This is a genomic window from Streptomyces sp. rh34 (genome assembly GCF_002551245.1).
Lineage (GTDB): Bacteria > Actinomycetota > Actinomycetes > Streptomycetales > Streptomycetaceae > Streptomyces.
Genome location: NZ_NTGZ01000057.1, coordinates 1 through 25864, shown reverse-complemented (window position 1 = coordinate 25864; position 25864 = coordinate 1). Strand labels below are relative to the sequence as shown.

Genomic DNA, 25864 nt, shown 5'->3' with positions numbered 1-25864 from the left:
ATGATGTCGATTATGAAGGGACGCGTCCTTGTCGTCGACGACGACACCGCACTGGCCGAGATGCTCGGGATTGTGCTGCGTGGAGAAGGTTTCGAGCCGTCGTTCGTAGCGGACGGCGACAAGGCACTGGCCGCATTTCGTGAGGCCAAGCCGGACCTGGTGCTGCTCGACCTCATGCTGCCCGGAAGGGACGGCATCGAGGTGTGCAGGCTGATCAGGGCCGAGTCCGGTGTGCCGATCGTCATGCTCACTGCCAAGAGCGACACCGTCGATGTCGTGGTCGGCCTGGAATCAGGGGCCGACGACTACATCGTCAAGCCGTTCAAACCTAAGGAGTTGGTTGCCCGGATCAGGGCACGTCTGCGGAGGTCCGAAGAGCCCGCGCCGGAGCAGTTGACCATCGGTGACCTGGTCATCGACGTGGCCGGCCACTCCGTGAAGCGGGAGGGGCAGTCCATTGCCCTGACTCCGCTGGAGTTCGACCTGCTGGTCGCGCTCGCCCGCAAGCCGTGGCAGGTCTTCACCCGTGAGGTCCTGCTGGAACAGGTGTGGGGTTACCGCCACGCGGCCGACACCCGCCTGGTGAATGTGCATGTTCAGCGTCTGCGTTCCAAGGTCGAGAAAGACCCGGAACGGCCGGAGATCGTCGTGACGGTCCGAGGCGTCGGCTACAAGGCCGGACCGAGCTGAGATGGCCCGAGGCAGCGCTGCTCCGGGGCCCGGTGAGCCGGGAGTCCGTACGGAGCGGGCTGCCGGCCCGGGACGGAAGGCGTCACGTATGAGCCGTTTCCTGCGGGGCGGCCGGCTGTTCGAGGACCGGGCACCCGGTGGGCCCGTACCGCGGTTGCTGATGCGGTGGGTGCGCCGTCCGTTGCTGCCCGCCGTCCGGTTGTGGCGGCGCAATCTGCAGCTCCGCGTCGTCGCGGGCACCTTGCTGATGTCGATCGGCGTCGTGCTGCTGCTCGGCTTCGTCGTCATCGGCCAGGTGCGCAATGGCCTGCTCGAAGCCAAGGGCACGGCCGCCCAGACCCAGGCCGCCGGCGGTTTCGCCGCGGCCCAGGAAAAGGCCAACGCCCCCCTCGCCCCCGACGGGCAGGGGAGCGAGCGCACCGACGGTATGACCGGGAGCACCTCCTGGCGTACCGAGCTCGTCGACCAGCTCGCCAGCGGCGGCAAGAACGCCTTCAACGTGGTGGCGCTCAGCGTCGACTCGGTGACCGAGGGAGCGAGCAGCCGTGCCGCGCGCGGTTCGGGCAGCGTCGAGGCGTCCAGCGTGCCCGAGCGCCTGCGGCGGGACGTGAGCAGCGAGCAGGGCGCGTTCCAGACGTACTCCGAGATCCGGTACTCGTACGGCACGGAGGCGCAGCCGGGCCTCGTCGTCGGCAAGCGGCTCTACGACATCGACCAACAGCCCTACGAGCTCTACTACCTCTTCCCGCTCACGCAGGAGGAGAAGTCTCTGACACTGGTCAAGACGACCCTGGCGACCGCCGGACTGTTCGTCGTCGTGCTGCTCGGAGCCATCGCCTGGTTCGTGGTGCGGCAGGTCGTCACACCGGTGCGGATGGCCGCCGGCATCGCCGAGCGGCTCTCCGCGGGCAAGCTGCAGGAACGGATGAAGGTCACCGGCGAGGACGACATCGCCCGGCTCGGCGAGGCCTTCAACAAGATGGCCCAGAACCTCCAGCTGAAGATCCAGCAACTGGAGGAGCTCTCCCGGATGCAGCGGCGCTTCGTCTCCGACGTCTCGCACGAGCTGCGAACCCCTCTCACGACCGTCAGGATGGCCGCCGACGTCATCCACGAGGCGCGCGCCGACTTCGACCCCGTCACCGCGCGCTCCGCCGAGCTGCTGGGCGACCAGCTCGACCGGTTCGAGTCGCTGCTCGCCGATCTGCTGGAGATCAGCCGGTTCGACGCGGGCGCCGCGGCCCTGGAGGCCGAGCCGATAGACCTGCGGACCGTGGTGCACCGGGTGATCGGTGGCGCCGAGCCGCTCGCCGAGCGCAAGGGCACCCGGATCCTGGTCGTCGGCGACGAACAGCCGGTGATAGCCGAGGCCGATGCCCGCCGCGTCGAACGCGTCCTGCGCAACCTCGTGGTCAACGCCGTCGAGCACGGTGAGGGCCGGGACGTCGTGGTGCGGATGGGCGTGGCCCAGGGCGCGGTCGCCGTGGCCGTCCGGGACTACGGGGTCGGGCTCAAGCCCGGCGAGGCGACCCGGGTCTTCAACCGGTTCTGGCGTGCCGACCCGGCGCGGGCCCGGACGACCGGCGGGACGGGTCTCGGCCTGTCGATCGCCGTGGAGGACGCCCGGCTGCACGGCGGCTGGCTCCAGGCCTGGGGCGAGCCGGGCGGCGGCTCGCAGTTCAGGCTGACCCTGCCGCGTACGGCGGACGAGCCTCTGCGTGGCTCGCCGATACCGCTGGAGCCCGAGGACTCGCGGCGCAACCGGGGCAACCGGGAACGTGACGAGGCCGGGGCGGGCGCGTCGGACGGCCACCGGCTGATGTCCGTGCCGCCCCAGCCCGGGGCCGGCGAGCGTTCGCCGCTGCCCGTGCCCGGCCGCGGCCCCGCCGTCCGCAACGGCGCCCCCTCGTCGGTGCACCCCGCAGCGCTGCCCGGCAACGGGGCACGTGTCGTGGCGCGCCCGGCCCAGGAGCGCCCCGGCAATCGTTCGGTCGACGGCGTACTCGATTCCGACCAGGAGGACACCACCCGTGGGTACTGACCGCCGTCCGGGCGGCCGAGGACGGGCGGCGCGGATGTCCGCGCTGCTGGTCTGCGGCATCGTCGTGCTGGCCGGGTGCGGCTCGATGCCGGTGACCGGGGACGTCAAGGCGGTCGACGCCTCGCAGCCGGGGGACTCCCAGGTGCAGGTGTACGCGGTGGCGCCCCGGGAAGGCGCGCCGCCCAGCGAGATCGTCGACGGCTTCCTGGAGTCGATGACCAGTGATGATCCCGCGTTCGCGACCACCCGGAAGTATCTGAGCGCCGCCGCCCGGAACACCTGGAAGCCGAGCGGTGGCATCACGGTGCTCGCCCAGGCTCCCCACCGCAGCGGCCCCCTGCTCCACGACGAGGGCAACCGGGCCAACCGGGCCAGGGAGACGACCTACACGCTGACCGGCGAGAAGGTGGCGGCGGTCGACGCCCAGAGTTCCTACCGTCCGCTCGCGCCCGCCGACTACTCCCAGACCCTGCACCTGGTGCAGGAGAAGGGGGCGGAGGGGAAGCAGGAGTGGCGCATCGACGTCGTGCCGGACGGCCTGCTCCTCGGGCAGTCCGACTTCAAGCGGCTCTACCGCTCCGTGAACAAGTACTACTTCGCCACCGGGCGGACGAACGGCCGGCTGACGCTCGTCGCGGACCCCGTCCACGTACGCAACCGTACGGATCCGGTCACGCGCATGGACACCGCGGCTCAGACCGTCAGGACGCTGCTCGCCGGGCCGTCGAACTGGCTGCGGCCCGTGGTCGACTCCCGGTTCCCGGCGGGGACCACCCTGCGCAAGGACGTCATCGCGCTGGCGCCGGACGATCAGAACGTCCTGAAGGTGCGGCTCAACCGGAAGGCCGACACGGCGGACCGGAGTGCCTGCCGGATGATGGCCGCTCAGGTGCTGTTCACGCTCCGGGACCTGACCTCGGCGCGGGTCGAGCGGGTGGAGCTGGAGGGAAGCAAGGGCCAGCTCTGCGCGCTGGACGCCGACGACGGGCCGGAGTTCTCCGCCGACCACGGTTCCGACGGGGACGACAGCCAGTACTTCATCAACGAGAAGGGGCAGGTGGAGCGGATCCCCGGCGCCACCGACGGCACCGGAACGCCCGAGCCCGTGACCGGCCCGCTCGGTGCGGGCGCCGTCCCGATGGGTGCCGTCGGGGTGGCCCGGGACGAACAGCGGGCCGCCGCGGTCTCCGCCGACGGGCATCACCTCTACGTGTCGTCCCTGGAGACGGAGGGCGAACTGGCCGATCCCCTCGTCAGCAGTAAGGGAAAGAAGGCCGCGGACCGGCTGTCGTCGCCGAGCTGGGACGGACGCGGCGACCTGTGGGTCGCCGACCGCGATCCGGCCGGTTCCGCGCTGCTGCGGCTGACCGGGGGCGCGGGCGAGGCGCAGGAGGTCCGGGTGCCGGGCCTCGACGGCGCCAGGATCGAGGAGCTGCGGCTGTCCGCGGACGGGGTGCGGATCGCTCTGCTGCTGCGGAAGGACGGCCGTACGACGCTGAACATCGGCCGGGTCGAGCGCCGGGGCTCCGCCGTGGTGCCCGAGGTCTCGGTCGAGGACCTGCGCCAGGCCGCACCGCAGCTCACGGACGTGACGTCTATCTCCTGGTCCGGACGCAGCCGGCTGGTGGTCGTCGGCAAGGAGGAGGGCGGTGTCCAGCAGGTGCGTTACGTGCAGGCGGACGGCTCCACGTCGGCCTCGGGGTCGTTGCCCGGGGTGAACCAGGTCCAGTCGGTCGCCGCGGCGGACGACGAGCTGCTTCCGCTGATGGCGGAGACCGCCAGCGACGGCATAGTGAAGCTCTCGCCGGGGGACAACTGGCAGACGGTCCTCAAACAGGGCACGTCGCTGGTCTACCCCGGCTGATCCGGCAGCCGCCGGGGCTCCGCCCGGCGCCCGGGGTTTTCCACAGGGGTGGTCCGGTCCCGGCGGCCTCGGCACAGTGAGGTCATGCGGAACGCGTGGCAGGAACTGTCCGGTCTGCTGCTGCCGGTGGCCTGTGCCGGCTGCGGCATGCCGCGAACCGAGCTGTGCGCGGCCTGCGGAGCCGCGTTGCACGGTGCGGCCGCCCGCCTGGTCCGGCCCTCGCCCCGGCCTCCGGGGCTTCCGGCGGTGTACGCGGCCGCGCCGTACGAGAACGCCGTACGCGCGGTTCTGCTGGCCCACAAGGAGCGAGGGGCACTGGGGCTGGCCGGGGCGCTCGGGCGGGCCCTGGCGGGTGGTGTACGGGTCTGGGCGGGGCGGCCGGGCGGCGCGGGCCCCCTGCTGCTGGTCCCCGTGCCCTCCGCGCGTTCCTCGACCGCGGCGCGTGGCCATGACCCGGTGCGCAGGATCGCCGCCACGGCCGCGCGGGACCTCCGGCGCGAGGGGCTGGAGGCCGAGGTGGTTCCGTTGCTGCGGCAGCGGCGGAAGGTCGCCGACCAGTCGGGTCTCGGGGCGCGGCAGCGGCGCGCGAATCTGGCCGGCGCGCTGGAGCTCACGGAGGGGGGAGGACGACTCCTCCGGCACGGACTCCTCGGGCAGGCCCCTCCCCGGCACGGCACGGTGATTCTGGTCGACGATCTGTTGACGACGGGATCGACGCTGGCGGAGGCGGCACGGGCCGTCGGTGAGGGGTGCGGAGCCGGTCGGGAGCTCTCCGTGCACGGAGGGTGCCGGGCCGCGGTCGTCGCGGCCTCTCCCTCCGCCTTCGAAATAAACCGGAACTGACGGAGAACCCGCATCGTTGCAGGTAATGAGAGGGCAAGACGCCCTGAACGGAGGTACGTGCCAGTAGCGGGTGCCGAGACCCTGGTGTGCAGGCTATGTTCGGTTGTGAGGAACGGTGAATGCCGCACCTCGATGAATGCACCATCAGGTTTCGGGCAGGTAACTCACCGGTAGGAGAAGCACGCGAGTCGGTGGGGTTGCGACCCTTCCGGCGGGGGAGGAGGAGGCGAAAGCCACCGAGTCCGAGGCCCTGGTGATCTCCGGGGCCTGGTGCAAAAGGGAGATGCCCCGCCGATGAGCGGGGCGATCCGGGAACGGAGTTCTGCGTGGACATCGTCGTCAAGGGCCGCAAGACCGAGGTGCCCGAGCGGTTCCGCAAGCACGTGGCCGAGAAGCTGAAGCTGGACAAGATCCAGAAGTTCGACGGCAAGGTGATCAGCCTCGACGTCGAGGTGTCCAAGGAGCCGAATCCCCGTCAGGCCGACCGTTCCGACCGGGTGGAGATCACGCTCCGCTCCCGGGGGCCGGTCATCCGGGCGGAAGCGGCGGCGGGCGACCCTTACGCAGCGCTCGACCTGGCCACCGGAAAGCTGGAGGCCCGGCTGCGCAAGCAGCACGACAAGCGCTACAGCCGCCGTGGCAACGGCCGTCTGTCTGCTGCCGAGGTCGGGGACGTGGTCCCCGGCGTCGCTTCGTTCGACGAGGACGGTGAACTGGTCGGCGACCAGCCGTCGGAGCCCGTCCCCACCACGAGGATCGGCTCGCTCGAAGTGCAGGGCGAAGGGCCGCTCGTGATGCGCGAGAAGACCCACACCGCCGCACCGATGTCGCTCGACCAGGCGCTCTACGAGATGGAACTGGTCGGCCACGACTTCTACTTGTTCGTCGACTCCGAGACGAAGGAGCCCAGTGTCGTCTACCGGCGACACGCCTACGACTACGGCGTCATCCACCTGAGGACCGACCCGCTCGCCGCGGACGAAGCAGGCGGCGCGGGCGGTGCGCTCGGCGGCTGAGGCCACAGCGTCGAGGTGTCCCCGGGGCGCTTTCGCGCCACCGGGGGCACCCGCGCACGGGCACAGGACCACCGTGCCGGGTGCCGGGCATGGAATCATGGCGGCCCGAGCCAATCGGTGTTCCGCGAAGTGCCGTTGGCGAACGACCGACACTTCAGGCCGTGGCCTTCAGGGGGAGGAACGATGGCGGACACCTTCGGGCCCGTGCGCGATGCGAACGACTCCGACGACGACACCGGTGCGTACACCGGCGCCGGCGCGGACAGCGCTTCACGCAAGGAGCCCATCAGGGTCCTCGTGGTCGATGACCACGCGCTCTTCCGCAGGGGCCTGGAGATCGTCCTCGCCCAGGAGGAGGACATCCAGGTCGTCGGCGAGGCCGGGGACGGCTCCGAGGCGGTCGACAAGGCCGCCGACCTGCTGCCCGACATCGTTCTGATGGATGTCCGGATGCCCAAGCGCGGCGGCATCGAGGCCTGTACGGCCATCAAGGAGGTGGCCCCCAGCGCGAAGATCATCATGCTGACGATCAGCGACGAGGAAGCCGATCTCTACGAGGCGATCAAGGCGGGCGCGACCGGGTATCTCCTCAAGGAGATCTCCACCGACGAGGTCGCCACAGCCATTCGCGCGGTCGCCGACGGGCAGTCCCAGATCAGTCCCTCCATGGCCTCCAAGCTGCTCACCGAGTTCAAATCGATGATCCAGCGCACCGACGAGCGGCGGCTCGTTCCGGCGCCCCGGCTCACCGAACGCGAACTGGAAGTGCTGAAACTCGTGGCGACCGGCATGAACAACCGGGATATCGCCAAGGAGTTGTTCATCTCCGAGAACACGGTGAAGAACCACGTCCGCAATATCCTGGAGAAACTGCAGCTGCACTCCCGGATGGAAGCCGTGGTCTATGCCATGCGCGAGAAGATCCTGGAGATCAGATAGCGGACGGGCCCCGGCCACCCCGCGGTCCCGGCAAGCGGTAGCCGGTCAGAGGCGGCCGGTCAGCGGTGGGCGCGCCGGAGCGCGTGGCCGATCTCCGACCTGAGCGGCTCGCGCAGCTCCGGGGCGTCCACCCGGTCCACCCGGATGTCCGTGCAGCCCACCCAGGCCGCCGCCTCCACCAGGGCCTCGGCCATCGGGATCACCGCTTTCGGGCCGGCCGGTGATGCCTGCCGGGCGACCAGCGTGGTGCCCTCGCGCGCCGGGTCGACCCGGCCCTGCAGCTTTCCGCCCGCCAGCAACGGCATCGCGAAGTAGCCGTGGATCCGCTTCTGCTTGGGCACGTAGGCCTCCAGCCGATGCGTGAAGCCGAAGATCCGCTCCGTGCGCGCCCGCTCCCAGACCAGGGAGTCGAACGGCGACAACAGCGTCGTACGGTGGCGTCCGCGCGGCTCCTTGGCCAGGGCCTCCGGGTCCGCCCAGGCCGGCTTCGCCCAGCCCTCCACCACGACCGGGACCAGCCCCGAGTCCTCCACCACGGCGTCGAACTCCTCGCCCTTCAGCCGGTGGTAGTCCGCGATGTCGCTGCGGGTGCCGACGCCCAGGGACTTGCCCGCCAGCGCCACCAGTCGTCGCCGGCACTCGGCGTCACTCAGGTCGTCGTGCAGCAGCGCGTCCGGAATGGCCCGCTCGGCCAGGTCGTAGACCCGCTTCCAGCCGCGACGCTCGGTGCACACCACCTCGCCGTACATCAGGGCCCGCTCGACGGCGACCTTGGACGCCGACCAGTCCCACCACTCGCCGCCGTTCTTCGCGCCGCCCAGCTCGGTCGCCGTCAGCGGGCCCTCGTCGCGCAGCTGCTTGATCACGGTGTCGTACGAGCCGTCGGGCAGATCGTGGCCCCAGTGCGGTCGGGAGCGGTAGGCGCGGCGCCGGAACGCGAAGTGCGGCCACTCCTCGACGGGCAGGATGCACGCCGCGTGCGACCAGTACTCGAAGGTCCGGCCGCCCGACCAGTAGGCGTCCTCCACCGTCCGGCGGCTCACCGGGCCGAGCCGGGCGTAGGGGATCAGCTCGTGCGAGCGGGCCAGCACCGAGATCGTGTCCAGCTGGACCGCGCCGAGGTGCCGCAGCACCCCCGGCACCCCCGCCCGGCGGTCCGGAGCCCCCAGGAAGCCCTGGGCACGCAGCGCTATGCGGCGGGCCTGGTCGGCGGAGAGTTCGACTGCGGGAGGAGGCACAGGCGTCATACGTCGAACCCTAGACGGCGCCACTGACAGTCCGGGCCCCGGACGGCGTACGCGGATCAGGCAGGTGACGGTCCGGGTTCCGGGGCGCCGACGGGCCGTGGAGCGTGCCGCTCGGGGACGTACGGGTGGGTGCCGGTGAGCCCCAGGTCGGACGGGAGCAGGGCCGCCGTCCAGGCGTCGCGCCGTACCCCCTTGTTGAGCAGCCCGGACCGCTGGTCGCCCTCCGGCCGGAAGCCCGCCCGCAGGACGACGGCCCGCGAGGCCAGGTTGCCGATCTCGGCCCGCCACTCCAGCCGGTCCGCCCCGAGGGAGGAGAACGCCCAGCGGGCGGAGCCGAGCACCGCCTCGGTGACGTATCCGCGGCCGCGGTGCTCCTTGGCCGACCAGTAGCCGACCTCGTACGTTCCCGGCCGGCTGCGGCGGTCGATGCCGAGCGCACCGACGAGCGCCCCGGTCTCCCGCAGGACGAGGGCGAAGCCGTAGGAGGAGTCGTCCTGCCAGCCCGCCGGGCACAGCTTCGTGGTGAACACCTCCGCGTCGGTGAGGCGGTAGGGGGAAGGGATCACCGTCCAGCGCTGGATGTCCGGGTCCTGACAGGCGGCGTGCACGGGATACGTGTCCTGCGGGCCGAAGGGCCGCAGCAGCAGTCGTTCCGTGGTGAGAGTGATCGGCTCCATGGACCGATTCTCGTGAGCCGGCTTCCTCGATGCGAGCACTTTTGGGGCTTCCCGGCACCTTCCGTGCGTTTGGACCGTTGTCCTATAAGGGTGCGGTGAGGTCCACGCGACGGCAGCCCTCCCGACGCGGTGGTGTCCTCGCTTACGATGGCCGTTGCGGTGGGGCCCACCTGCCGTGCCCGCGCCAGAGTCCATTACACGACCCAGTGCCAGGCCCGACCGGCAAGGAGACCAGCCTCAGTGTCCGTCTTCAACAAGCTCATGCGTGCAGGCGAAGGCAAGATCCTGCGCAAACTGCACCGCATCGCGGACCAGGTCAGCTCCATCGAAGAGGACTTCGTCAACCTCTCCGACGCCGAGCTGCGGGCGCTCACCGACGAGTACAAGGAACGGTACGCGGACGGCGAGAGCCTGGACGACCTGCTTCCCGAAGCGTTCGCCACGGTCCGTGAGGCCGCGAAGCGCGTCCTCGGACAGCGCCACTACGACGTACAGATGATGGGCGGAGCCGCCCTGCACCTCGGTTACGTGGCCGAGATGAAGACCGGTGAGGGCAAGACCCTCGTCGGCACCCTGCCCACGTATCTGAACGCGCTCTCCGGCAAGGGCGTGCACCTGATCACGGTCAACGACTATCTCGCCGAGCGTGACTCCGAGATGATGGGCCGGGTCCACAAGTTCCTCGGCCTGAGCGTCGGCTGCATCGTCGCCAACATGACGCCGGCCCAGCGCCGTGAGCAGTACGCCTGCGACATCACGTACGGCACGAACAACGAGTTCGGCTTCGACTACCTCCGCGACAACATGGCGTGGTCCAAGGACGAGCTCGTCCAGCGCGGCCACAACTTCGCGGTGGTCGACGAGGTCGACTCGATCCTCGTCGACGAGGCCCGTACGCCGCTGATCATCTCCGGCCCGGCCGACCAGGCCACCAAGTGGTACGGCGACTTCGCCAAGCTGGTCACGCGCCTCACCAAGGGTGAGGCGGGCAACCAGCTCAAGGGCATCGAGGAGACCGGCGACTACGAGGTCGACGAGAAGAAGCGGACCGTGGCCATCCACGAGGCCGGTGTCGCCAAGGTCGAGGACTGGCTCGGCATCGACAACCTCTACGAGTCGGTGAACACCCCGCTCGTCGGTTATCTGAACAACGCCATCAAGGCCAAGGAACTGTTCAAGAAGGACAAGGACTACGTCGTCATCGACGGCGAAGTCATGATCGTCGACGAGCACACCGGCCGTATCCTCGCCGGCCGCCGCTACAACGAGGGCATGCACCAGGCGATCGAGGCGAAGGAAGGGGTGGACATCAAGGACGAGAACCAGACCCTCGCCACGATCACCCTGCAGAACTTCTTCCGCCTCTACGACAAGCTCTCCGGCATGACCGGTACGGCGATGACCGAGGCCGCCGAGTTCCACCAGATCTACAAGCTCGGCGTGGTGCCGATCCCGACGAACCGGCCGATGGTCCGCGCCGACCAGTCGGACCTGATCTACCGCACCGAGGTCGCCAAGTTCGCCGCGGTCGTCGACGACATCGCCGAGAAGCACGAGAAGGGCCAGCCGATCCTGGTCGGCACCACCTCGGTCGAGAAGTCCGAGTACCTCTCGCAGCAGCTCTCCAAGCGCGGTGTCCAGCACGAGGTCCTCAACGCCAAGCAGCACGACCGGGAGGCGACGATCGTCGCCCAGGCGGGCCGCAAGGGCGCCGTCACGGTCGCGACGAACATGGCCGGCCGAGGCACCGACATCAAGCTCGGGGGCAACCCGGACGACCTCGCCGAGGCGGAGCTGCGCCAGCGCGGCCTCGACCCGGTGGAGAACGTCGAGGAGTGGGCGGCCGCGCTGCCCGCCGCGCTGGAGGCGGCCGAGCAGGCCGTGAAGGCGGAGTTCGAAGAGGTCAAGGAGCTCGGCGGGCTCTACGTGCTGGGCACCGAGCGGCATGAGTCGCGCCGTATCGACAACCAGCTGCGCGGTCGTTCCGGCCGTCAGGGCGACCCGGGCGAGTCCCGTTTCTACCTGTCGCTGGGCGACGACCTGATGCGCCTGTTCAAGGCCCAGATGGTCGAGCGCGTCATGTCGATGGCGAACGTTCCGGACGACGTCCCGATCGAGAACAAGATGGTCACCCGCGCCATCGCCTCCGCCCAGTCGCAGGTCGAGCAGCAGAACTTCGAGACGCGTAAGAACGTCCTGAAGTACGACGAGGTGCTCAACCGGCAGCGCGAGGTCATCTACGGCGAGCGCCGCCGCGTTCTGGAGGGCGAGGACCTCCAGGACCAGATCCGGCACTTCATGGACGACACGATCGACGACTACATCCGGCAGGAGACCGCCGAGGGCTTCGCCGAGGAGTGGGACCTGGACCGGCTGTGGGGCGCCTTCAAGCAGCTCTACCCGGTGAAGGTCACCGTCGAGGAGCTGGAGGAGGCGGCCGGGGACCTGGCGGGCGTCACCGCCGAGTTCATCGCCGAGTCGGTCAAGAACGACATCCACGAGCAGTACGAGGAGCGCGAGAACACGCTCGGCTCCGACATCATGCGTGAGCTGGAGCGACGCGTCGTCCTCTCGGTGCTCGACCGCAAGTGGCGCGAGCACCTCTACGAGATGGACTACCTCCAGGAGGGCATCGGCCTGCGGGCCATGGCGCAGAAGGACCCGCTGGTCGAGTACCAGCGCGAGGGCTTCGACATGTTCAACGCCATGATGGAGGGCATCAAGGAGGAGTCCGTCGGCTACCTGTTCAACCTGGAGGTCCAGGTCGAGCAGCAGGTCGAGGAGGTTCCGGTGCAGGACGGCGCCGAGCGCCCCTCGCTGGACAAGGAGAGCGCCGCTCCCGTTCCGCAGATCCGCGCCAAGGGCCTGGAGGCCCCGCAGCGGCCGGACCGGCTCCACTTCTCCGCTCCCACGGTGGACGGGGAGGGCGGTGTCGTCGAGGGTGACTTCGCCAACGACGACGACAGCGCGCGGTCCGGTTCCTCGGACGGCATGACGCGTGCGGAGCGCCGCAAGGCCCAGAAGAGCGGCGGCGGCGGCGGTCGCCGTCGCAAGAAGTAGCACCAGCGGTACCGCGGCAGGGGCCGGACACCAGGGGGTGTCCGGCCCCTGCCGCGGTTTCCGGCTCACCGGGGGCCGGTGCGGCCGGCCGTGAGGCGCTCGCCGCCCAGTTCCACCGCGGCGCAGCGCCAGCGATGGTCGGCGCCCTGTTCCAGGCGGAAGGCCATCGCCCGGACCCGGTCGCCCGCGGTGATGCTGGCGAACGCCTCGACCACGCCGGTGGCGGGCTGCGCCCCGCGGCAGTGGCGAAGGACGGGGCGGCTGCCCCGGGTGGCCCCCAGCGGAGTGCTCGGGGCCAGCTCGGCGAGCTGGTCGTAGGCCTCGCCGATGGTGTGGCCGAGCATCCAGTGCACCGGGCGCTGGCCGCTGAGAACCGCGAGCAGCCGCTCGGCGAACCACTGGTGCGGGCGCTGCGGCCGGTGGGGCTGTTGCCTGCGGGACCGCTGCGGAGGGACGGTCCGGGGACCACCCTGGTCGCGTCGGCCGGTGGGCCTCGTCCTGTCCGTGCTCATGATCGTCGCCCCCGTTGACCGGGCCCGGTTCTACCGGACGGTAACTTGTGTTGGGGATCTTCTACGGGTGCGGTCGTCAGCGACGCAAGGGGCCTCCGGGCGCCGATCGGGCGTGGGCGGAATCACCTATCCGTGGCTCGGCCCTTGCGGGACAAGGGCGACAGCGGGGGTGACGGGGCGTCGGCCGTGGACGGACGACCCCGGTTGCCGAAACCCGAAAGGGGACGTTCCCACGTATCCTGAGGACGTTTCCCTCTACGAAAGCGACCTGCCATGCGCGTGTACGTCCCCCTGACCCTCTCCGGTCTCGCAGCGGCGCACGGTGCGGGCGAGGTCGGCCCCGGACCGCTGACCGCCTACGCGGTGACCCCCGGGCTGCGCGAGTGGTACGTCTCCGACGACATCGAGGAGCTGGAGTACGCGGCGCTCAACCGGGCCGCCGCCGCCTCGCTCCGGATGATCGCGGGGAAGCCGGACGAGGCGCGCCGCCGGGTCGTCGTGGCCGTCGACGTACCGGACGGGGCCGCCGTCGCCGACCCCGATCGCGGGGTGAGCGCGGCATCGCTTGGCGAGGTGCGGATCGCCGCCGCGCTGCCGCTGGCCAAGGCGGCGGCGGTGCACGTGGACGCCGACGACGCGGAGAAGGACGTGGCCGCCGCGGCGTCGGCGCTGGGGGCGGCGGACCTCGGCGACGACGACGCGCAGTTCACCGTGGACGGGGCCGAGGACCACGAGCTGCTGTGGTTCGGCGTCCAGGAGATTCCGCAGCTCATCGGCTGAGGGATGGTGCTGTCGGACCCGGCGGGTATTTTCTCGCGTATGACTTCCGGGACGACACGCACACATCTGGTCTGGGACTGGAACGGCACGCTGCTCGACGACACCCATGCCGTCATCCAGGCGACGAACGCCGCCTTCGCGGAGGTCGAGCTGGCGCCGATCACGCTGGAGCAGTACCGGGAGATGTACACCATCCCCATACCCCGGTTCTACGAGCGGTTCCTGGGCCGGCTGCCCACCGAGGCCGAGTGGGAGCGGATGGACGGCATCTTCCACCGGTACTACGCGGAGCAGCGGGTGGCCTGTGGGCTCACCGCCGGGGTGGAGGAGCTGCTGGATCAGTGGCAGCGGGCCGGGCGCAGTCAGTCGCTGCTGAGCATGTACGGGCACGAGCAGCTGGTGCCGGTGGTGCGGGGGTACGGAATCGAGCCTCGGTTCGTCCGCGTCGAGGGGCGTACGGGGCCGTCCGGCGGGAGCAAGGCGCTCCACATGGAGCGGCACTTCGAGGCACTGGCCGGGGTGGACGGGATCGCGCCCGAGAATTCGGTGGTCATCGGGGACGCGGTGGACGACGCGGTGGCGGCGGCGCACGTGGGGGCTCGGGCGGTGCTGTACACCGGGGGGTCGCACAGCCGGAGCAGTCTGGAGGGGGCGGGGGTGCCGGTGGTGGACAGCCTGGGGGAGGCGGTGGCGTTGGCGCGGACGTTTTCCGCGTAGCGGAGGCGGGGTGGGGCGGTGCCTGTGCCGTGTGCCGGTGCCTGTCCGTGTGCGGGTGGGCGTGCTGCGGGCTTTCGGGGCGCTGCCCCGGACCCCGGTCCTCAAGCGCCGGACGGGCTGAAAAGACGTCCTCAAGCGCCGGACGGGCTGGAGGGCGCGGCCGGGCAGGGGGAAGGTGTGCTCCGGCGGGATGAGGGTGCGTCCCGGCGGGCTGGAAGGTGCGGTCGGGCGGGCTTGGGGTGGGCCCGGGTGGGGGCGTGTCCTCAGGTGTCGGAGGGGCCTGCGGGGTGCATGGACTTGAGTACCTTCAGGAACTCTCGCATCCACGCCGGGTGGTCCGGCCAGGCCCGGGAGGAGACCACGGCGCCGTCCACGACCGCCTCCGTGTCCTGGAAGGTCGCGCCCGCGCTCTGCATGTCCGGTTCCAGGGCCGGGTAGGCCGTGACGTTGCGGCCGCTGAGGCTGCCGTTGGCGGCGGTGATCAGGGGGCCGTGGCAGATCTGGGCGACCGGGCGGTCCGAGGAGAAGAAGGCGCCGACGATCTTCCGCAGTTCCGCGTTGTTGCGGAGGTACTCGGGGGCGCGACCGCCGGGGATCACCAGGGCGATGTAGGCCCCGGGGTCGACCTCGGAGAAGGACAGGTCGGCGGGCCAGGTGTAGCCGGGCTTCTCCGTGTACGTGTCGAAGCCGGGCTCGAAGTCGTGGACCACGAAGCGCAGCGTCTTGCGCTCGGGGGCCGCGATGTCGACCTCGTACCCCTCCTCCAGCAGCCGTTGGTACGGGTAGAGGACTTCGAGCGACTCGGCGGCGTCGCCGGTGACGATGAGGATCTTCTGCGGCATGGCGGGCTCCTCGGGGCCGGTGGCCCCGATGGCGTGCCGAGGGCCTGGATCCGTGCGGTACGGACAGACTGCCCCGGTTTCGGTAGTTCGCCAAGGCGGCGCGGCGCACTGTCCAGAGTGTCAAAGTCCGGGGGGTTCTTTTGTACACAAGCAGCTCATGACGCGATGGGGTGCGAGGGGGATAGCCTGGTGCCGTGATCAGCGCGATACGCCTCGGGGGCAGCGAAGCCCCCGGCTGCCGCCCGGAGTGCCACAGCACCCGGGCGATCCGCGATCTTCCGACTCCGGACCGGCTGCCGAAAATGGCCAATATGGTCCCGGGTATCTCTCGAAGCGGCATAGCGTCGACCCAGACCGGAAACCCCGCGTCGTGGCGGTACGCCGCTTTTCTCACCTACGTCACGCAACGGCGCGCGACAGGAGCCAGAGGACATGCAGACCAAGCTGGACGAAGCCAAGGCCGAGCTGCTCGCAGGGGCCGCCAAGGTAGCTGAAAACGGTCCGGGCGGTGGTGTCGGTGGCCCGGGAGGTGCCCCTCGGGCGCGGACTTCCGCCGCCGGGGCCGACGAGAGCGCCGGTGCCGGTCAGGACACGGTGCTCGCCTACCTCCAGCGCTACTACCTGCACACGGCTCCGGAGGACCTCAGCGGCCGTGACCCGGTCGACGTCTACGGCGCCGCCGCCTCGCACTACCGGCTGGCCGAGAACCGTCCGCAGGGCACCGCGAACGTCCGGGTGCACACCCCGACCGTCGAGGAGAACGGCTGGACCTGCAGCCACTCCGTCGTCGAGGTCGTCACCGACGACATGCCCTTCCTGGTGGACTCCGTCACCAACGAGCTGTCCCGGCAGGGGCGCGGCATCCACGTCGTGATCCACCCGCAGGTCACGGTCCGTCGCGATGTCACCGGCAAGCTCATCGAGGTCCTCTCCGGCGGCCCCGGCCTCCCGAAGAGCACCCAGGGCCGTAAGGGCACCAAGGGCACCAAGGGCACCAAGGGCATCAAGGGCGGCAAGGCCGAGCTGCCCCACGACGCGCTCGTCGAGTCCTGGATCCACGTCGAGATGGACCGCGAGACCGACCGGGCCGACCTCCAGCAGATCACCGCCGACCTGCTGCGCGTCCTGTCCGACGTGCGGGAGACCGTCGAGGACTGGGGGAAGATGCGCGACGCCGCCCTCCGGATCGCCGACGACCTGCCCGGCGAACCGCTGGACGACCTCGCCGACGAGGAGGTCGAGGAGGCCCGTGAGCTGCTGCGCTGGCTGGCCGCCGACCACTTCACCTTCCTCGGCTACCGCGAGTACGAGCTGAAGGACAGCGACGCGCTGGCCGCCGTGCCCGGCACCGGGCTCGGCATCCTGCGCTCCGACCCGCACCACAGCGAGGACGAGGCCCATCCGGTCAGCCCGTCCTTCGACCGGCTGCCCGCCGACGCCCGTGCCAAGGCCCGCGAGCACAAGCTCCTCGTCCTGACGAAGGCCAACAGCCGGGCCACCGTGCACCGCCCCAGCTACCTCGACTACGTCGGCGTGAAGAAGTTCGACGCCAAGGGCAACGTCGTCGGCGAGCGGCGCTTCCTCGGGCTGTTCTCCTCCGCCGCCTACACCGAGTCCGTGCGCCGGGTGCCCGTCATCCGCCGCAAGGTCGCCGAGGTCGTCGAGGGCGCGGGCTTCTCGTACAACAGCCACGACGGCCGCGACCTGCTCCAGATCCTGGAGACCTACCCCCGCGACGAGCTGTTCCAGACGCCCGTCGACCAGCTCCGCTCCATCGTGACCTCCGTCCTCTACCTCCAGGAGCGCCGTCGGCTGCGGCTCTACCTGCGCCAGGACGAGTACGGGCGCTACTACTCCGCGATCGTCTACCTGCCGCGCGACCGCTACACCACCGGCGTACGCCTGCGGCTGATCGACATCCTCAAGGAGGAGCTCGGCGGCAACAGCGTCGACTTCACCGCCTGGAACACCGAGTCGATCCTCTCCCGGCTGCACTTCGTCATCCGCGTCCCGGCCGGCACCGAGCTGCCGCATCTGACGGACGCCGACGCCGACCGCATCGAGGCCCGCCTCGTCGAGGCCGCCCGCTCCTGGGCCGACGGCTTCCAGGAGGCGCTCACCGCCGAGCTGGGCGAGGAGCGCGGCGCCGAACTCCAGCGCCAGTACGGCCACTCGTTCCCCGAGGGCTACAAGGCCGACCACTCGCCGCGCGCCGCCGTCGCCGACCTGGTGCACCTGGAGACCCTCAAGCAGGGCGAGAAGGACTTCGCCCTCAGCCTGTACGAGCCGGTCGGCGCGGGTCCCGGCGAGCGCCGCTTCAAGATCTACCGGACCGGCGAGCAGGTCTCCCTCTCCGCCGTCCTCCCGGCGCTTCAGCAGCTCGGTGTCGAGGTCGTCGACGAGCGGCCGTACGAGCTGCGCTGCGCGGACCGCACCCACGCCTGGATCTACGACTTCGGGCTCCGGATGCCGGTGGCCAGCGGCAACGGCGGCTATCTCGCCGACGACGCCCGCGCCCGCTTCCAGGAGGCGTTCGCCGCCGTCTGGAGGGGTGAGGCGGAGAACGACGGCTTCAACGCGCTGGTGCTCGGCGCCGGGCTGAACTGGCGGCAGGCCATGGTGCTGCGCGCCTACGCGAAGTACCTGCGGCAGGCCGGCTCGACCTTCAGCCAGGACTACATGGAGTCCACGCTCCGCAACAACGTCCACACCACCCGGCTGCTCGTCTCGCTCTTCGAGGCCCGCATGTCGCCCGGCCGCCAGAGCGCCGGCACGGAGTTGACCGACGGGCTTCTGGAGGAGCTGGACGGGGCCCTGGACCAGGTCGCCTCGCTGGACGAGGACCGGATCCTGCGGTCCTTCCTCACCGTCATCAAGGCCACCCTGCGGACCAATTTCTTCCAGCACACGGACGACGGCACCCCGCACTCGTACGTCTCGATGAAGTTCGATCCGCAGGCCATCCCGGACCTGCCCGCGCCCCGGCCGGCGTACGAGATCTGGGTCTACTCGCCGCGCGTGGAGGGCGTCCACCTGCGCTTCGGCAAGGTCGCCCGAGGCGGGCTGCGCTGGTCGGACCGGCGCGAGGACTTCCGTACGGAGATCCTCGGCCTGGTCAAGGCGCAGATGGTGAAGAACACCGTCATCGTGCCCGTCGGCGCCAAGGGCGGCTTCGTCGCCAAGCAGCTCCCGGACCCGTCCGTGGACCGCGACGCCTGGTTCGCGGAGGGCGTCGCCGCCTACCGCACGTTCATCTCCGCGCTGCTCGACATCACCGACAACATGGTGGTCGGCGAGGTCGTGCCGCCCGCCGACGTCGTCCGCCACGACGAGGACGACACCTACCTCGTCGTCGCCGCCGACAAGGGCACCGCGAGCTTCTCCGACATCGCCAACGAGGTCGCCGTCGCGTACGGCTTCTGGCTCGGCGACGCGTTCGCCTCCGGCGGCTCGGCCGGCTACGACCACAAGGGCATGGGCATCACCGCCCGGGGCGCCTGGGAGTCCGTCAAGCGGCACTTCCGGGAGCTGGGGCACGACACCCAGACCGAGGACTTCACCGTCGTCGGCGTCGGCGACATGTCCGGCGACGTGTTCGGCAACGGGATGCTGCTCTCCGAGCACATCCGCCTCGTCGCCGCCTTCGACCACCGGCACATCTTCATCGACCCGAACCCGGACGCCGCCACCTCGTACGCCGAGCGGCGCCGGCTCTTCGACCTGCCCCGCAGCTCCTGGGGCGACTACGACACGGGCCTGCTCTCGGCGGGCGGCGGGATCCACCCGCGCAGCGCCAAGTCGATCCCGCTCAACTCGCACGTCCGCGAGGCGCTCGGCATCGACCCCTCGGTGAGCAAGATGACGCCCGCCGACCTGATGCAGACCATCCTCAAGGCCCCCGTCGACCTGGTGTGGAACGGTGGCATCGGCACCTACATCAAGGCCGCCTCCGAGTCGAACGCCGACGTCGGCGACAAGGCCAACGACGCGATCCGCGTCAACGGCGAGGACCTGCGGGCCAAGGTCGTCGGCGAGGGCGGCAACCTCGGGGCCACCCAGCTCGGCCGGATCGAGTTCGCCCGCAGCGGCGGCCGGATCAACACCGACGCGATCGACAACAGCGCCGGTGTGGACACCTCCGACCACGAGGTGAACATCAAGATCCTGCTCAACGGTCTGGTGCGGGACGGCGACATGACCGTCAAGCAGCGCAACAAGCTGCTCGCCGACATGACCGACGAGGTCGGCGCGCTCGTCCTGCGCAACAACTACGCGCAGAACGTCGCGCTCTCCAACGCCTCCGCCCAGGCCCCGTCCCTGCTCCACGCCCAGCAGCGCTTCATGCGGCGCCTGGAGCGCGACGGTGCTCTCGACCGGGCGCTGGAGTTCCTGCCCGCCGACCGGCACGTCCGGGAGCTGCTGAGCAACGGCAAGGGGCTCAGCCAGCCCGAGCTGGCCGTGCTGATCGCCTACACCAAGATCACGGCGGCGGACGAGCTGATCTCCACCGTCCTGCCGGACGACCCGCACCTGCAGAAGCTGGTGCACGCCTACTTCCCGAGTGAGCTGCGCGAGCGGTTCCCGGCGGCGGTCGACGGGCACGCGCTGCGGCGCGAGATCATCACGACGGTCCTGGTCAACGACACGGTGAACACCGCCGGTTCGACCTTCCTGCACCGGCTGCGCGAGGAGACCGGGGCATCGATGGAGGAGATCGTGCGGGCCCAGTTCGCGGCCCGGGAGATCTTCGGACTGTCCCGGGTGTGGGACGCGGTCGAGGCGCTCGACAACAAGGTCGCCGCGGACGTCCAGACCCGGATCCGGCTGCACTCGCGGCGGCTGGTCGAGCGCGGTTCGCGCTGGCTGCTGGGCAACCGGCCGCAGCCCGTCGCCATCGCGGAGACCATCGAAGGGTTCCGGGACGGCGTCGCGCGGGTCTGGGACGAGCTGCCCAAGCTGCTCAGGGGCGCGGACCTGGACTGGTACCGCTCGATCCTGGACGAGCTGACGGCCGCGGGCGTGCCGGAGGAGCTGGCGGTCCGGGTGGCCGGGTTCTCCTCCGCCTTCCCGGCGCTGGACATCGTGGCCATCGCCGACCGTACGGGCCAGGACCCGCTGGAGGTCGCCGAGGTCTACTACGACCTCGCGGACCGACTGCGGATCACCCAGCTGATGGACCGGATCATCGAGCTGCCGCGGTCCGACCGCTGGCAGTCCATGGCCCGCGCCTCCATCCGCGAGGACCTGTACGCGGCGCACGCGGCGCTCACCTCGGACGTGCTGAGTGTGGGGAACGGGTCCTCGACGCCGGAGGAGCGGTTCCGGGCGTGGGAGGAGAAGAACGCGGCGATCCTGGCCCGGTCGCGGTCGACGCTGGAGGAGATCCAGGGGTCGGACGCGTTCGATCTGGCGAACCTGTCGGTGGCGATGCGGACGATGCGGACGTTGTTGCGTACGCACGCGTAGGGCGTTCCTGTACGTCTGTGGGGGCCGGCGCCGTTGGTGGCGCCGGCCCCCTGGGCGTTGATGCGGGCCTCCCGGGTACGGGCCTTGTCCTCAAGCGCCGGACGGGCTGGCTTGGCCGGCCGGGGGGGACCGAAGGGTTACCTGCGCTTGGTGAACGCCTCGTACGCGGCCACCACTTCCTTCGCCGGGCCGTCCATCCTCAGCGTGCCCGCCTCCAGCCACAGGGCCCGGTCGCAGGTTTCGGTGATCGATTTGTTGCTGTGGCTGACCAAAAAGACCGTGCCCGCCTCGGCGCGCAGTTCCTTGATGCGGTCCTTGCTGCGGTGCTGGAACTTCGCGTCGCCCGTGGACAGCGCCTCGTCGATCAGCAGCACGTCGTGGCTCTTGGCCGCCGCGATGGAGAAGCGGAGCCGGGCGCCCATGCCCGAGGAGTACGTGCGCATCGGCAGCGTGATGAAGTCGCCCTTCTCGTTGATGCCGGAGAAGTCGACGATCTCGTCGTAGCGTTCGCGGATCTGCTCGCGGGTCATGCCCATCGCGAGTCCGCCCAGCACCACGTTGCGCTCCCCGGTCAGGTCGCCCATCAGCGCCGCGTTCACGCCGAGCAGCGACGGCTGGCCCTGGGTGTGGACCCTGCCCCGGGTCGGTGGCAGCAGGCCCGCGACCGCCTTGAGCAGCGTCGACTTGCCGGAACCGTTGGAGCCGATCAGGCCGATGGCCTCGCCCTTGTACGCGGCGAAGCTGACCCCCTTCACGGCGTGCACCTGGCGTGCGCCGGGGGTACGGCGGCGCGTGGTGATCCGGCTGAGCGCCGAGGTCGCGCTGCCCTTGCCCGTACGGGCGCCGTTGACCGTGTACGTGATGTGGACGTCGTCGACGACGACCGTCGGGACACGGTCGTGCCCGGGGGAATCCTTGCGATCAGCCACGTCCGTACGTCTCCTCGGCCTTCCAGAAGTACACGAATCCGGCCACGCCGCACAGCAGCGCCCAGCCCGCCGCGACCGCCCATGCGAACGGTGGCAGTTGCGCCCATGTGTAGCTGTCGATGAGCGCGTACCGCATGAGGTTGATGAAGAGCGCCGCCGGGTTGTACTCCAGCGCCACCATCACCGCGTGCGGCACCCGTTCCCCCTTGAGCAGGTGGTCCAGGCTCCACATCACGCCGGAGGAGTACATCCAGGTCCGCAGCACGAACGGCGTCAGCTGCGCGATGTCCGGGGTCTTCGCCGTCAGCCGGGCCACGGCCATCGACACCCCGGTGTTGAACACCGCCTGGAGTGCGAGCGCCGGGACGGCCAGCAGCCAGGACGGGCTCGGGTACTGGCCGAACACCAGCAGGATCAGGGTCAGCGCGCCGAGTGAGAACAGCAGCTGCTGCAACTGCTGGAGGGCGAGGGCCACCGGCAGCGAGGCGCGCGGGAAGTGCAGGGCCCGCACCAGGCCGATGTTGCCGCTGATCGCCCGCGTGCCCGCGGTGATCGAGCTGGCGGTGAAGGTCCAGATGAAGACCCCGGTGACCAGGAACGGGACGAAGTCCTCCACCCCGTGCTTGGTGTTCATCAGGACGCCGAAGATGAAGTAGTAGACCGTCGCGTTCAGCAGCGGCGTCACGATCTGCCAGATCTGGCCGAGCTTCGCCTGGCTGTACTGGGCGGTCAGCTTGGCCGTCGCGAACGCGGCGATGAAGTGCCGCCGCCCCCAGAGCTGCCGGATGTAGGAGGGCAGCGACGGCCGGGCGCCGCTGACGGTCAGGCCGTGCCGGGCGGCCAGGGCGGCCAGCTCACCGGGTGCGGAGGTGGGGACGTCCTGGGCGGGGGTGCTCACCGGGGACGGCGGAGCTGCTGTCTGGCTCACCACGAACGATCGCTTTCGACGGAAGCGGGAGGGGGGTGGGGTTGGGGAGGGGATGGGGTGGGACGGCGGGACGGGTGGGGCGATGGTGCGGCGGAACGATACGGTCCCGTGGGGACGCCCTCGTTGGGACGGGACCGTATCGTCGTAACGCCGAGAGTAGGACGCTTCTACGTCGCAACGCAACCGTTTCGTCGCGGCCGACTATCATGCGGGCCATGACCACCGAACGGGGAACCCGCCGCCGCGCCCCCGCAGGCGCCGCCGTCCTGCGCGAGGACGTGACGGACGCCATCCGCGCCGCCGTCTTCGAGGAACTCGCCGCGGTGGGGTTCGCCCGGATGTCCATCGAGGGCATCGCCCGGCGTGCGGGCGTCGGCAAGACCGCCGTCTACCGCCGCTGGAGGTCCAAGCTGGCGCTCGTCCTCGACCTGGTCGCCGCCGTCGCCGCCCAGGGGATGCCCGCCCCGGCCACCGGTTCGCTGTACGGGGATGTGCGCGCCGTCCTGGAACTGGCCGCGTACGCCCTGCGCCACCCGGTCGCCTCGCAGGTCATCCCGGACCTGCTGGTCGAAGCGGCCCGCAATCCGGAGATCTCCGAGGCGATCAAGACCGCGCTCCTGGACCAGCAGCAGGGCGTCGCGGCCGTGGTGGTGAGGGAGGCGGTGGCCCGGGGGGAGCTGCCGGAAGGCAGCGATCCGGACCGGGCGCTCGACCTGATCGTGGGGCCGCTGTACTGGCGGCTCGTCGTGGTCCGCGGCGAACTGCCCAAGGGCTACCTGGACGATCTGGCCGCCTCGGCGGTCGCCGCCCTCAAGCACGCCTGAGGACGCTCAGCCCGCCGGTACCCGCGCCAGTACCTCGCCCGTACGCGGGCTGAACGTCAGCATTGTCGCGTTCTCGGGCAGCCGCTGGAAGCGGGTCAGCAGCAGCCACCGCACCCCGTACCGGGCGGTGATCCCGTCCCGTCGGGCCTGCGGGGTCGACCCGTCGAGGTACGAGGCCACCGCCCGGCTCCTTTCCCGCCGCTCCGTGCGCGCGAGCCCCGCGTCCGGCAGCGCGTCGGCCAGCACGTACGCTCCGTGGCCGGCCAGCGCGTACATCGCCGGGCGGCTGTCCGTCAGGACCACCTCGCCCGGGGGCACGTGCGCGGTCGCCCAGGCGTACGGTTCCCCGGCCGCCCGCACCCCCTCGGCCGCCGGAGGCCCCGTGGTCCGGCCGTCGGCGGGGGTGCGCGGGGCGGTGAGCCCGTTGTAGTACGGCCACAGCGCCGCCACGGTCACCGCGCACACGACGGCGAACGCCCACCGCCACACGGTCGGCCGGATCCGGGTCCGCGTCCGGACCGCGATCAGGGCGAGACACCCGATCGCCGCGCCGATCGCGGTCGGCGGGTGGACCAGCAGGACGAGCCCGAGCAGTACGCCGATCCCGGTCGCCTCCGCCCACCGGGGCGTCCGGCCGGGCTTCGGATCACCGGGGCGGGCGGCCCGGGCGGTCGCGCGCCCGGTCCACGCCCACAGGTGCAGGGTGACCGCGACCGCGAACGTGCTCGGCGCGCTCCAGCGGGCCGGGTCCGCCCAGTGGATCAGGGCCGGCGGCACCAGCGCGAGGACCGGGATCCAGCGGTTCGGGGTCAGCAGCCGGGTGAGCCGGCCGATTCCGGTGAGCAGGAGCAGCAGGTTCACCGACGCGGCCAGCGCCACGACGGACGGGCCCGAGAGACCGGTGGCGCGGGCGGCCAGCCCTTGGAGCAGCGCGTACGGGGAGTAGTGCGCGCTCGCCACGGCGGGCAGGTCGGTCATCGGGAACGCCGGGTGCAGCAGGTTCACCCGCAGCCGCTCGACGACCGCCGCCTGGAGCCCGGTCTCGCAGCACAGCGGAGCCTGCCAGGCCGCCGCCGACAGCACGGCCCACAGCAGGCCGCCCAGCACGAGGTACGGCGAGGGCAGCCACAGGGGCGGCCGGGCCGTTCCGTCGGCCGCGTCGCCGCCGGCCGCGACGGGCGGGAGGCCGGAGTGCGGGGCGCCGGAGGGCGGGGCGGAGGAGGAGGCAGCGGAGAAGAGGGGCACACCTCATGGGTTCCGTGCGGCGGGCCCGCTCTCCCCGCCGCCACTCGTCCGGGGGATTCCGGGCGACGGTTCCCGGGCGGCCCCTACGGGAGGTCCGCCAGCAGCCGGTCCGCGACCCGGGCCGCCGCGTCACCGTCGTCCAGATCGCAGTAGTCGCGGCGGAAGCTCTCGTACGCGTCGGCGTGCCGGGCGGCCAGCGATCCGGTGTCGCGCAGCGCCTGGGCCACCTCGTCCGTCGTGACCAGCAGCGGCCCCGGCGCCCGGGTCTCGAAGTCCAGGCAGAAGCCGCGCACGGTGTCGCGGTAGTGCTCCAGGTCGTACGTGTGGAAGAGCATCGGCCGGCCCGTCAGCGCGAAGTCGAACATCAGCCCCGCGTAGTCCGTCACCAGGATGTCGGCCACCAGCAGCAGCCGGGCCGCCCCCGGGTGCCCGGACAAGTCGAGCACGCCGGGCCCGGTCGGGACGGTGCCGGTGACCCGGGGGTGGCGGCGCACCAGCACCGTGTGGCTGGGGCCGAGCGCCCGTGCCAATGCGCCCGGATCGAGGGCCGGGTCCCAGCGGTACGGGCCGGGGGCCGTGCGGTCGGCGGACGCCGCCGGGGGATGGGCGAGGTGGTCGCGGTAGGTCGGGGCGTACAGCACGACGCGGTGGTCCTCCGGGATCCCGAGTCCGCGCCGCACCTCCTCGGCTGCCTTGTCCCGGTCGGGCGGGAACAGCACGTCGTTGGCGGGCGAACCGGCTTCCAGCACCTCGCCCTCGTACGCCAGTGACCTGCGCAGCCACGGGGTGGCGAAGCGGCTCGGGGAGACCAGCACCGACCATTGGGCCGACCGCCGCGGCAGGGTGGCGAGGTACTGGTGGTCGGCGTAGAGGGTGTCCGCCAGGCCGCCGCCGAACCGGCCGAGCGGGGTGCCGTGCCAGGTCTGGACGACCGTCTGCCCCGGACGCCGCTCGAACCACTCGGGCAGCTGCTCGTCCGTGACGATCCGGCGGGAGCGCGCCAGCGCCTCGTACCAGGCGGGGCTGTGCACGGGGACGGCCCGCGCGCCGGGCGGGACGTGGGTGGTGCGGCCGGGGGTGGTACCGGTGACCCACAGGTGCTCGGTCTCCGTGCCCCGGCGCACGAGTTCGGTGTGGACGGCGCGCGGGGAGTCGCCGCCCGCGTAGAGGACGGTGTCGCGGAGCGGGAGGAGCGTGCGCCCGTCGCGGTAGTGCGCGGCGCGCAGGAGCCGCCTGCCGTACGC

19 protein-coding genes are annotated in these 25864 nt (G+C 71.1%); 11 read left to right on the top strand and 8 right to left on the bottom strand.

Going from position 1 to position 25864, the window contains the following annotated elements:
- The 6 genes from mtrA to CR470_RS13705 all read left to right on the top strand — a co-directional run bounded on the left by mtrA (position 1) and on the right by CR470_RS13705 (position 7393).
- Positions 1-690, top strand: coding sequence for a two-component system response regulator MtrA (mtrA, locus tag CR470_RS13730; RefSeq protein ID WP_007448372.1), 690 nt, complete (start codon positions 1-3; stop codon positions 688-690).
- 1 nt (position 691) lies between these two features.
- A complete protein-coding gene (gene mtrB / locus CR470_RS13725; RefSeq protein ID WP_097867877.1) occupies positions 692-2731 on the top strand; it encodes an MtrAB system histidine kinase MtrB in 2040 nt (679 codons plus the stop codon).
- Between the two features lie 34 nt (positions 2732-2765).
- The gene (locus CR470_RS13720) at positions 2766-4595 is read left to right on the top strand and encodes an LpqB family beta-propeller domain-containing protein (RefSeq protein WP_097867876.1); all 1830 of its coding nucleotides are present in this window, start codon (positions 2766-2768) and stop codon (positions 4593-4595) included.
- Between the two features lie 84 nt (positions 4596-4679).
- Positions 4680-5438 (top strand): ComF family protein, encoded by a 759-nt coding sequence (locus CR470_RS13715; RefSeq protein ID WP_097867875.1) that lies wholly within the window; start codon positions 4680-4682, stop codon positions 5436-5438.
- Positions 5439-5764: 326 nt separating this feature from the next.
- Positions 5765-6454, top strand: coding sequence for a ribosome hibernation-promoting factor, HPF/YfiA family (gene hpf, locus CR470_RS13710; RefSeq protein WP_097867874.1), 690 nt, complete (start codon positions 5765-5767; stop codon positions 6452-6454).
- A gap of 183 nt (positions 6455-6637) precedes the next feature.
- Positions 6638-7393 carry a response regulator gene (locus CR470_RS13705; protein ID WP_097867873.1) on the top strand — a complete coding sequence of 252 codons (756 nt, stop codon included), beginning with the start codon at positions 6638-6640 and terminating at the stop codon, positions 7391-7393.
- 59 nt (positions 7394-7452) lie between these two features.
- Here CR470_RS13705 and CR470_RS13700 read toward each other — a convergent pair whose 3' ends face one another.
- Together CR470_RS13700 and CR470_RS13695 are read right to left on the bottom strand one after the other, a co-directional pair.
- Positions 7453-8640, bottom strand: a complete 1188-nt coding sequence (locus tag CR470_RS13700; RefSeq protein ID WP_097867872.1) for a winged helix-turn-helix domain-containing protein — start codon at positions 8638-8640, stop codon at positions 7453-7455.
- Positions 8641-8696: 56 nt separating this feature from the next.
- Positions 8697-9317, bottom strand: coding sequence for a GNAT family N-acetyltransferase (locus tag CR470_RS13695; RefSeq protein WP_097867871.1), 621 nt, complete (start codon positions 9315-9317; stop codon positions 8697-8699).
- Positions 9318-9557: 240 nt separating this feature from the next.
- Between CR470_RS13695 and secA the strand changes: the two genes are divergently transcribed.
- Positions 9558-12377, top strand: a complete 2820-nt coding sequence (gene secA, locus CR470_RS13690) for a preprotein translocase subunit SecA (protein WP_097867870.1) — start codon at positions 9558-9560, stop codon at positions 12375-12377.
- 65 nt (positions 12378-12442) lie between these two features.
- Here the strand turns inward: secA and CR470_RS13685 are convergent, their stop codons facing one another.
- Entirely contained in the window at positions 12443-12889 is a 447-nt protein-coding gene (locus tag CR470_RS13685; protein WP_097867869.1) for an Rv3235 family protein, read from the bottom strand.
- A gap of 273 nt (positions 12890-13162) precedes the next feature.
- Here CR470_RS13685 and CR470_RS13680 point away from each other — a divergent pair, with 273 nt between their 5' ends.
- Positions 13163-13669 carry a DUF6912 family protein gene (locus tag CR470_RS13680; RefSeq protein WP_097867868.1) on the top strand — a complete coding sequence of 169 codons (507 nt, stop codon included), beginning with the start codon at positions 13163-13165 and terminating at the stop codon, positions 13667-13669.
- A 39-nt stretch (positions 13670-13708) separates the two neighbouring features.
- Positions 13709-14386, top strand: coding sequence for an HAD family hydrolase (locus tag CR470_RS13675; protein ID WP_097867883.1), 678 nt, complete (start codon positions 13709-13711; stop codon positions 14384-14386).
- 263 nt (positions 14387-14649) lie between these two features.
- Here the strand turns inward: CR470_RS13675 and CR470_RS13670 are convergent, their stop codons facing one another.
- Positions 14650-15228 carry a DJ-1/PfpI family protein gene (locus CR470_RS13670; RefSeq protein WP_097867867.1) on the bottom strand — a complete coding sequence of 193 codons (579 nt, stop codon included), beginning with the start codon at positions 15226-15228 and terminating at the stop codon, positions 14650-14652.
- Between the two features lie 432 nt (positions 15229-15660).
- On the opposite strand from CR470_RS13670, the gene CR470_RS13665 reads away from it, so the two are divergent.
- The gene (locus CR470_RS13665) at positions 15661-20694 is read left to right on the top strand and encodes an NAD-glutamate dehydrogenase (RefSeq protein ID WP_097867866.1); all 5034 of its coding nucleotides are present in this window, start codon (positions 15661-15663) and stop codon (positions 20692-20694) included.
- A gap of 137 nt (positions 20695-20831) precedes the next feature.
- On the opposite strand, the gene CR470_RS13660 is transcribed toward CR470_RS13665, so the two are convergent.
- Together CR470_RS13660 and CR470_RS13655 are read right to left on the bottom strand one after the other, a co-directional pair.
- On the bottom strand, positions 20832-21623 hold the full coding sequence (locus CR470_RS13660) for an ABC transporter ATP-binding protein (protein WP_097867865.1): 792 nt from the start codon (positions 21621-21623) through the stop codon (positions 20832-20834).
- On the bottom strand, positions 21616-22521 hold the full coding sequence (locus CR470_RS13655) for an ABC transporter permease (protein ID WP_179892247.1): 906 nt from the start codon (positions 22519-22521) through the stop codon (positions 21616-21618). Before CR470_RS13655 ends, CR470_RS13660 begins: the two co-directional genes overlap by 8 nt.
- Positions 22522-22766: 245 nt before the next feature.
- On the opposite strand from CR470_RS13655, the gene CR470_RS13650 reads away from it, so the two are divergent.
- A complete protein-coding gene (locus CR470_RS13650) occupies positions 22767-23375 on the top strand; it encodes a TetR/AcrR family transcriptional regulator (protein ID WP_179892246.1) in 609 nt (202 codons plus the stop codon).
- Between the two features lie 6 nt (positions 23376-23381).
- On the opposite strand, the gene CR470_RS13645 is transcribed toward CR470_RS13650, so the two are convergent.
- On the bottom strand, positions 23382-24620 hold the full coding sequence (locus tag CR470_RS13645) for a hypothetical protein (protein WP_097867863.1): 1239 nt from the start codon (positions 24618-24620) through the stop codon (positions 23382-23384).
- 83 nt (positions 24621-24703) lie between these two features.
- Positions 24704-25864, bottom strand: a 1161-nt coding sequence (locus tag CR470_RS13640) for a CDP-glycerol glycerophosphotransferase family protein (RefSeq protein WP_179892245.1), incomplete at its 5' end; no start/stop codon positions are given.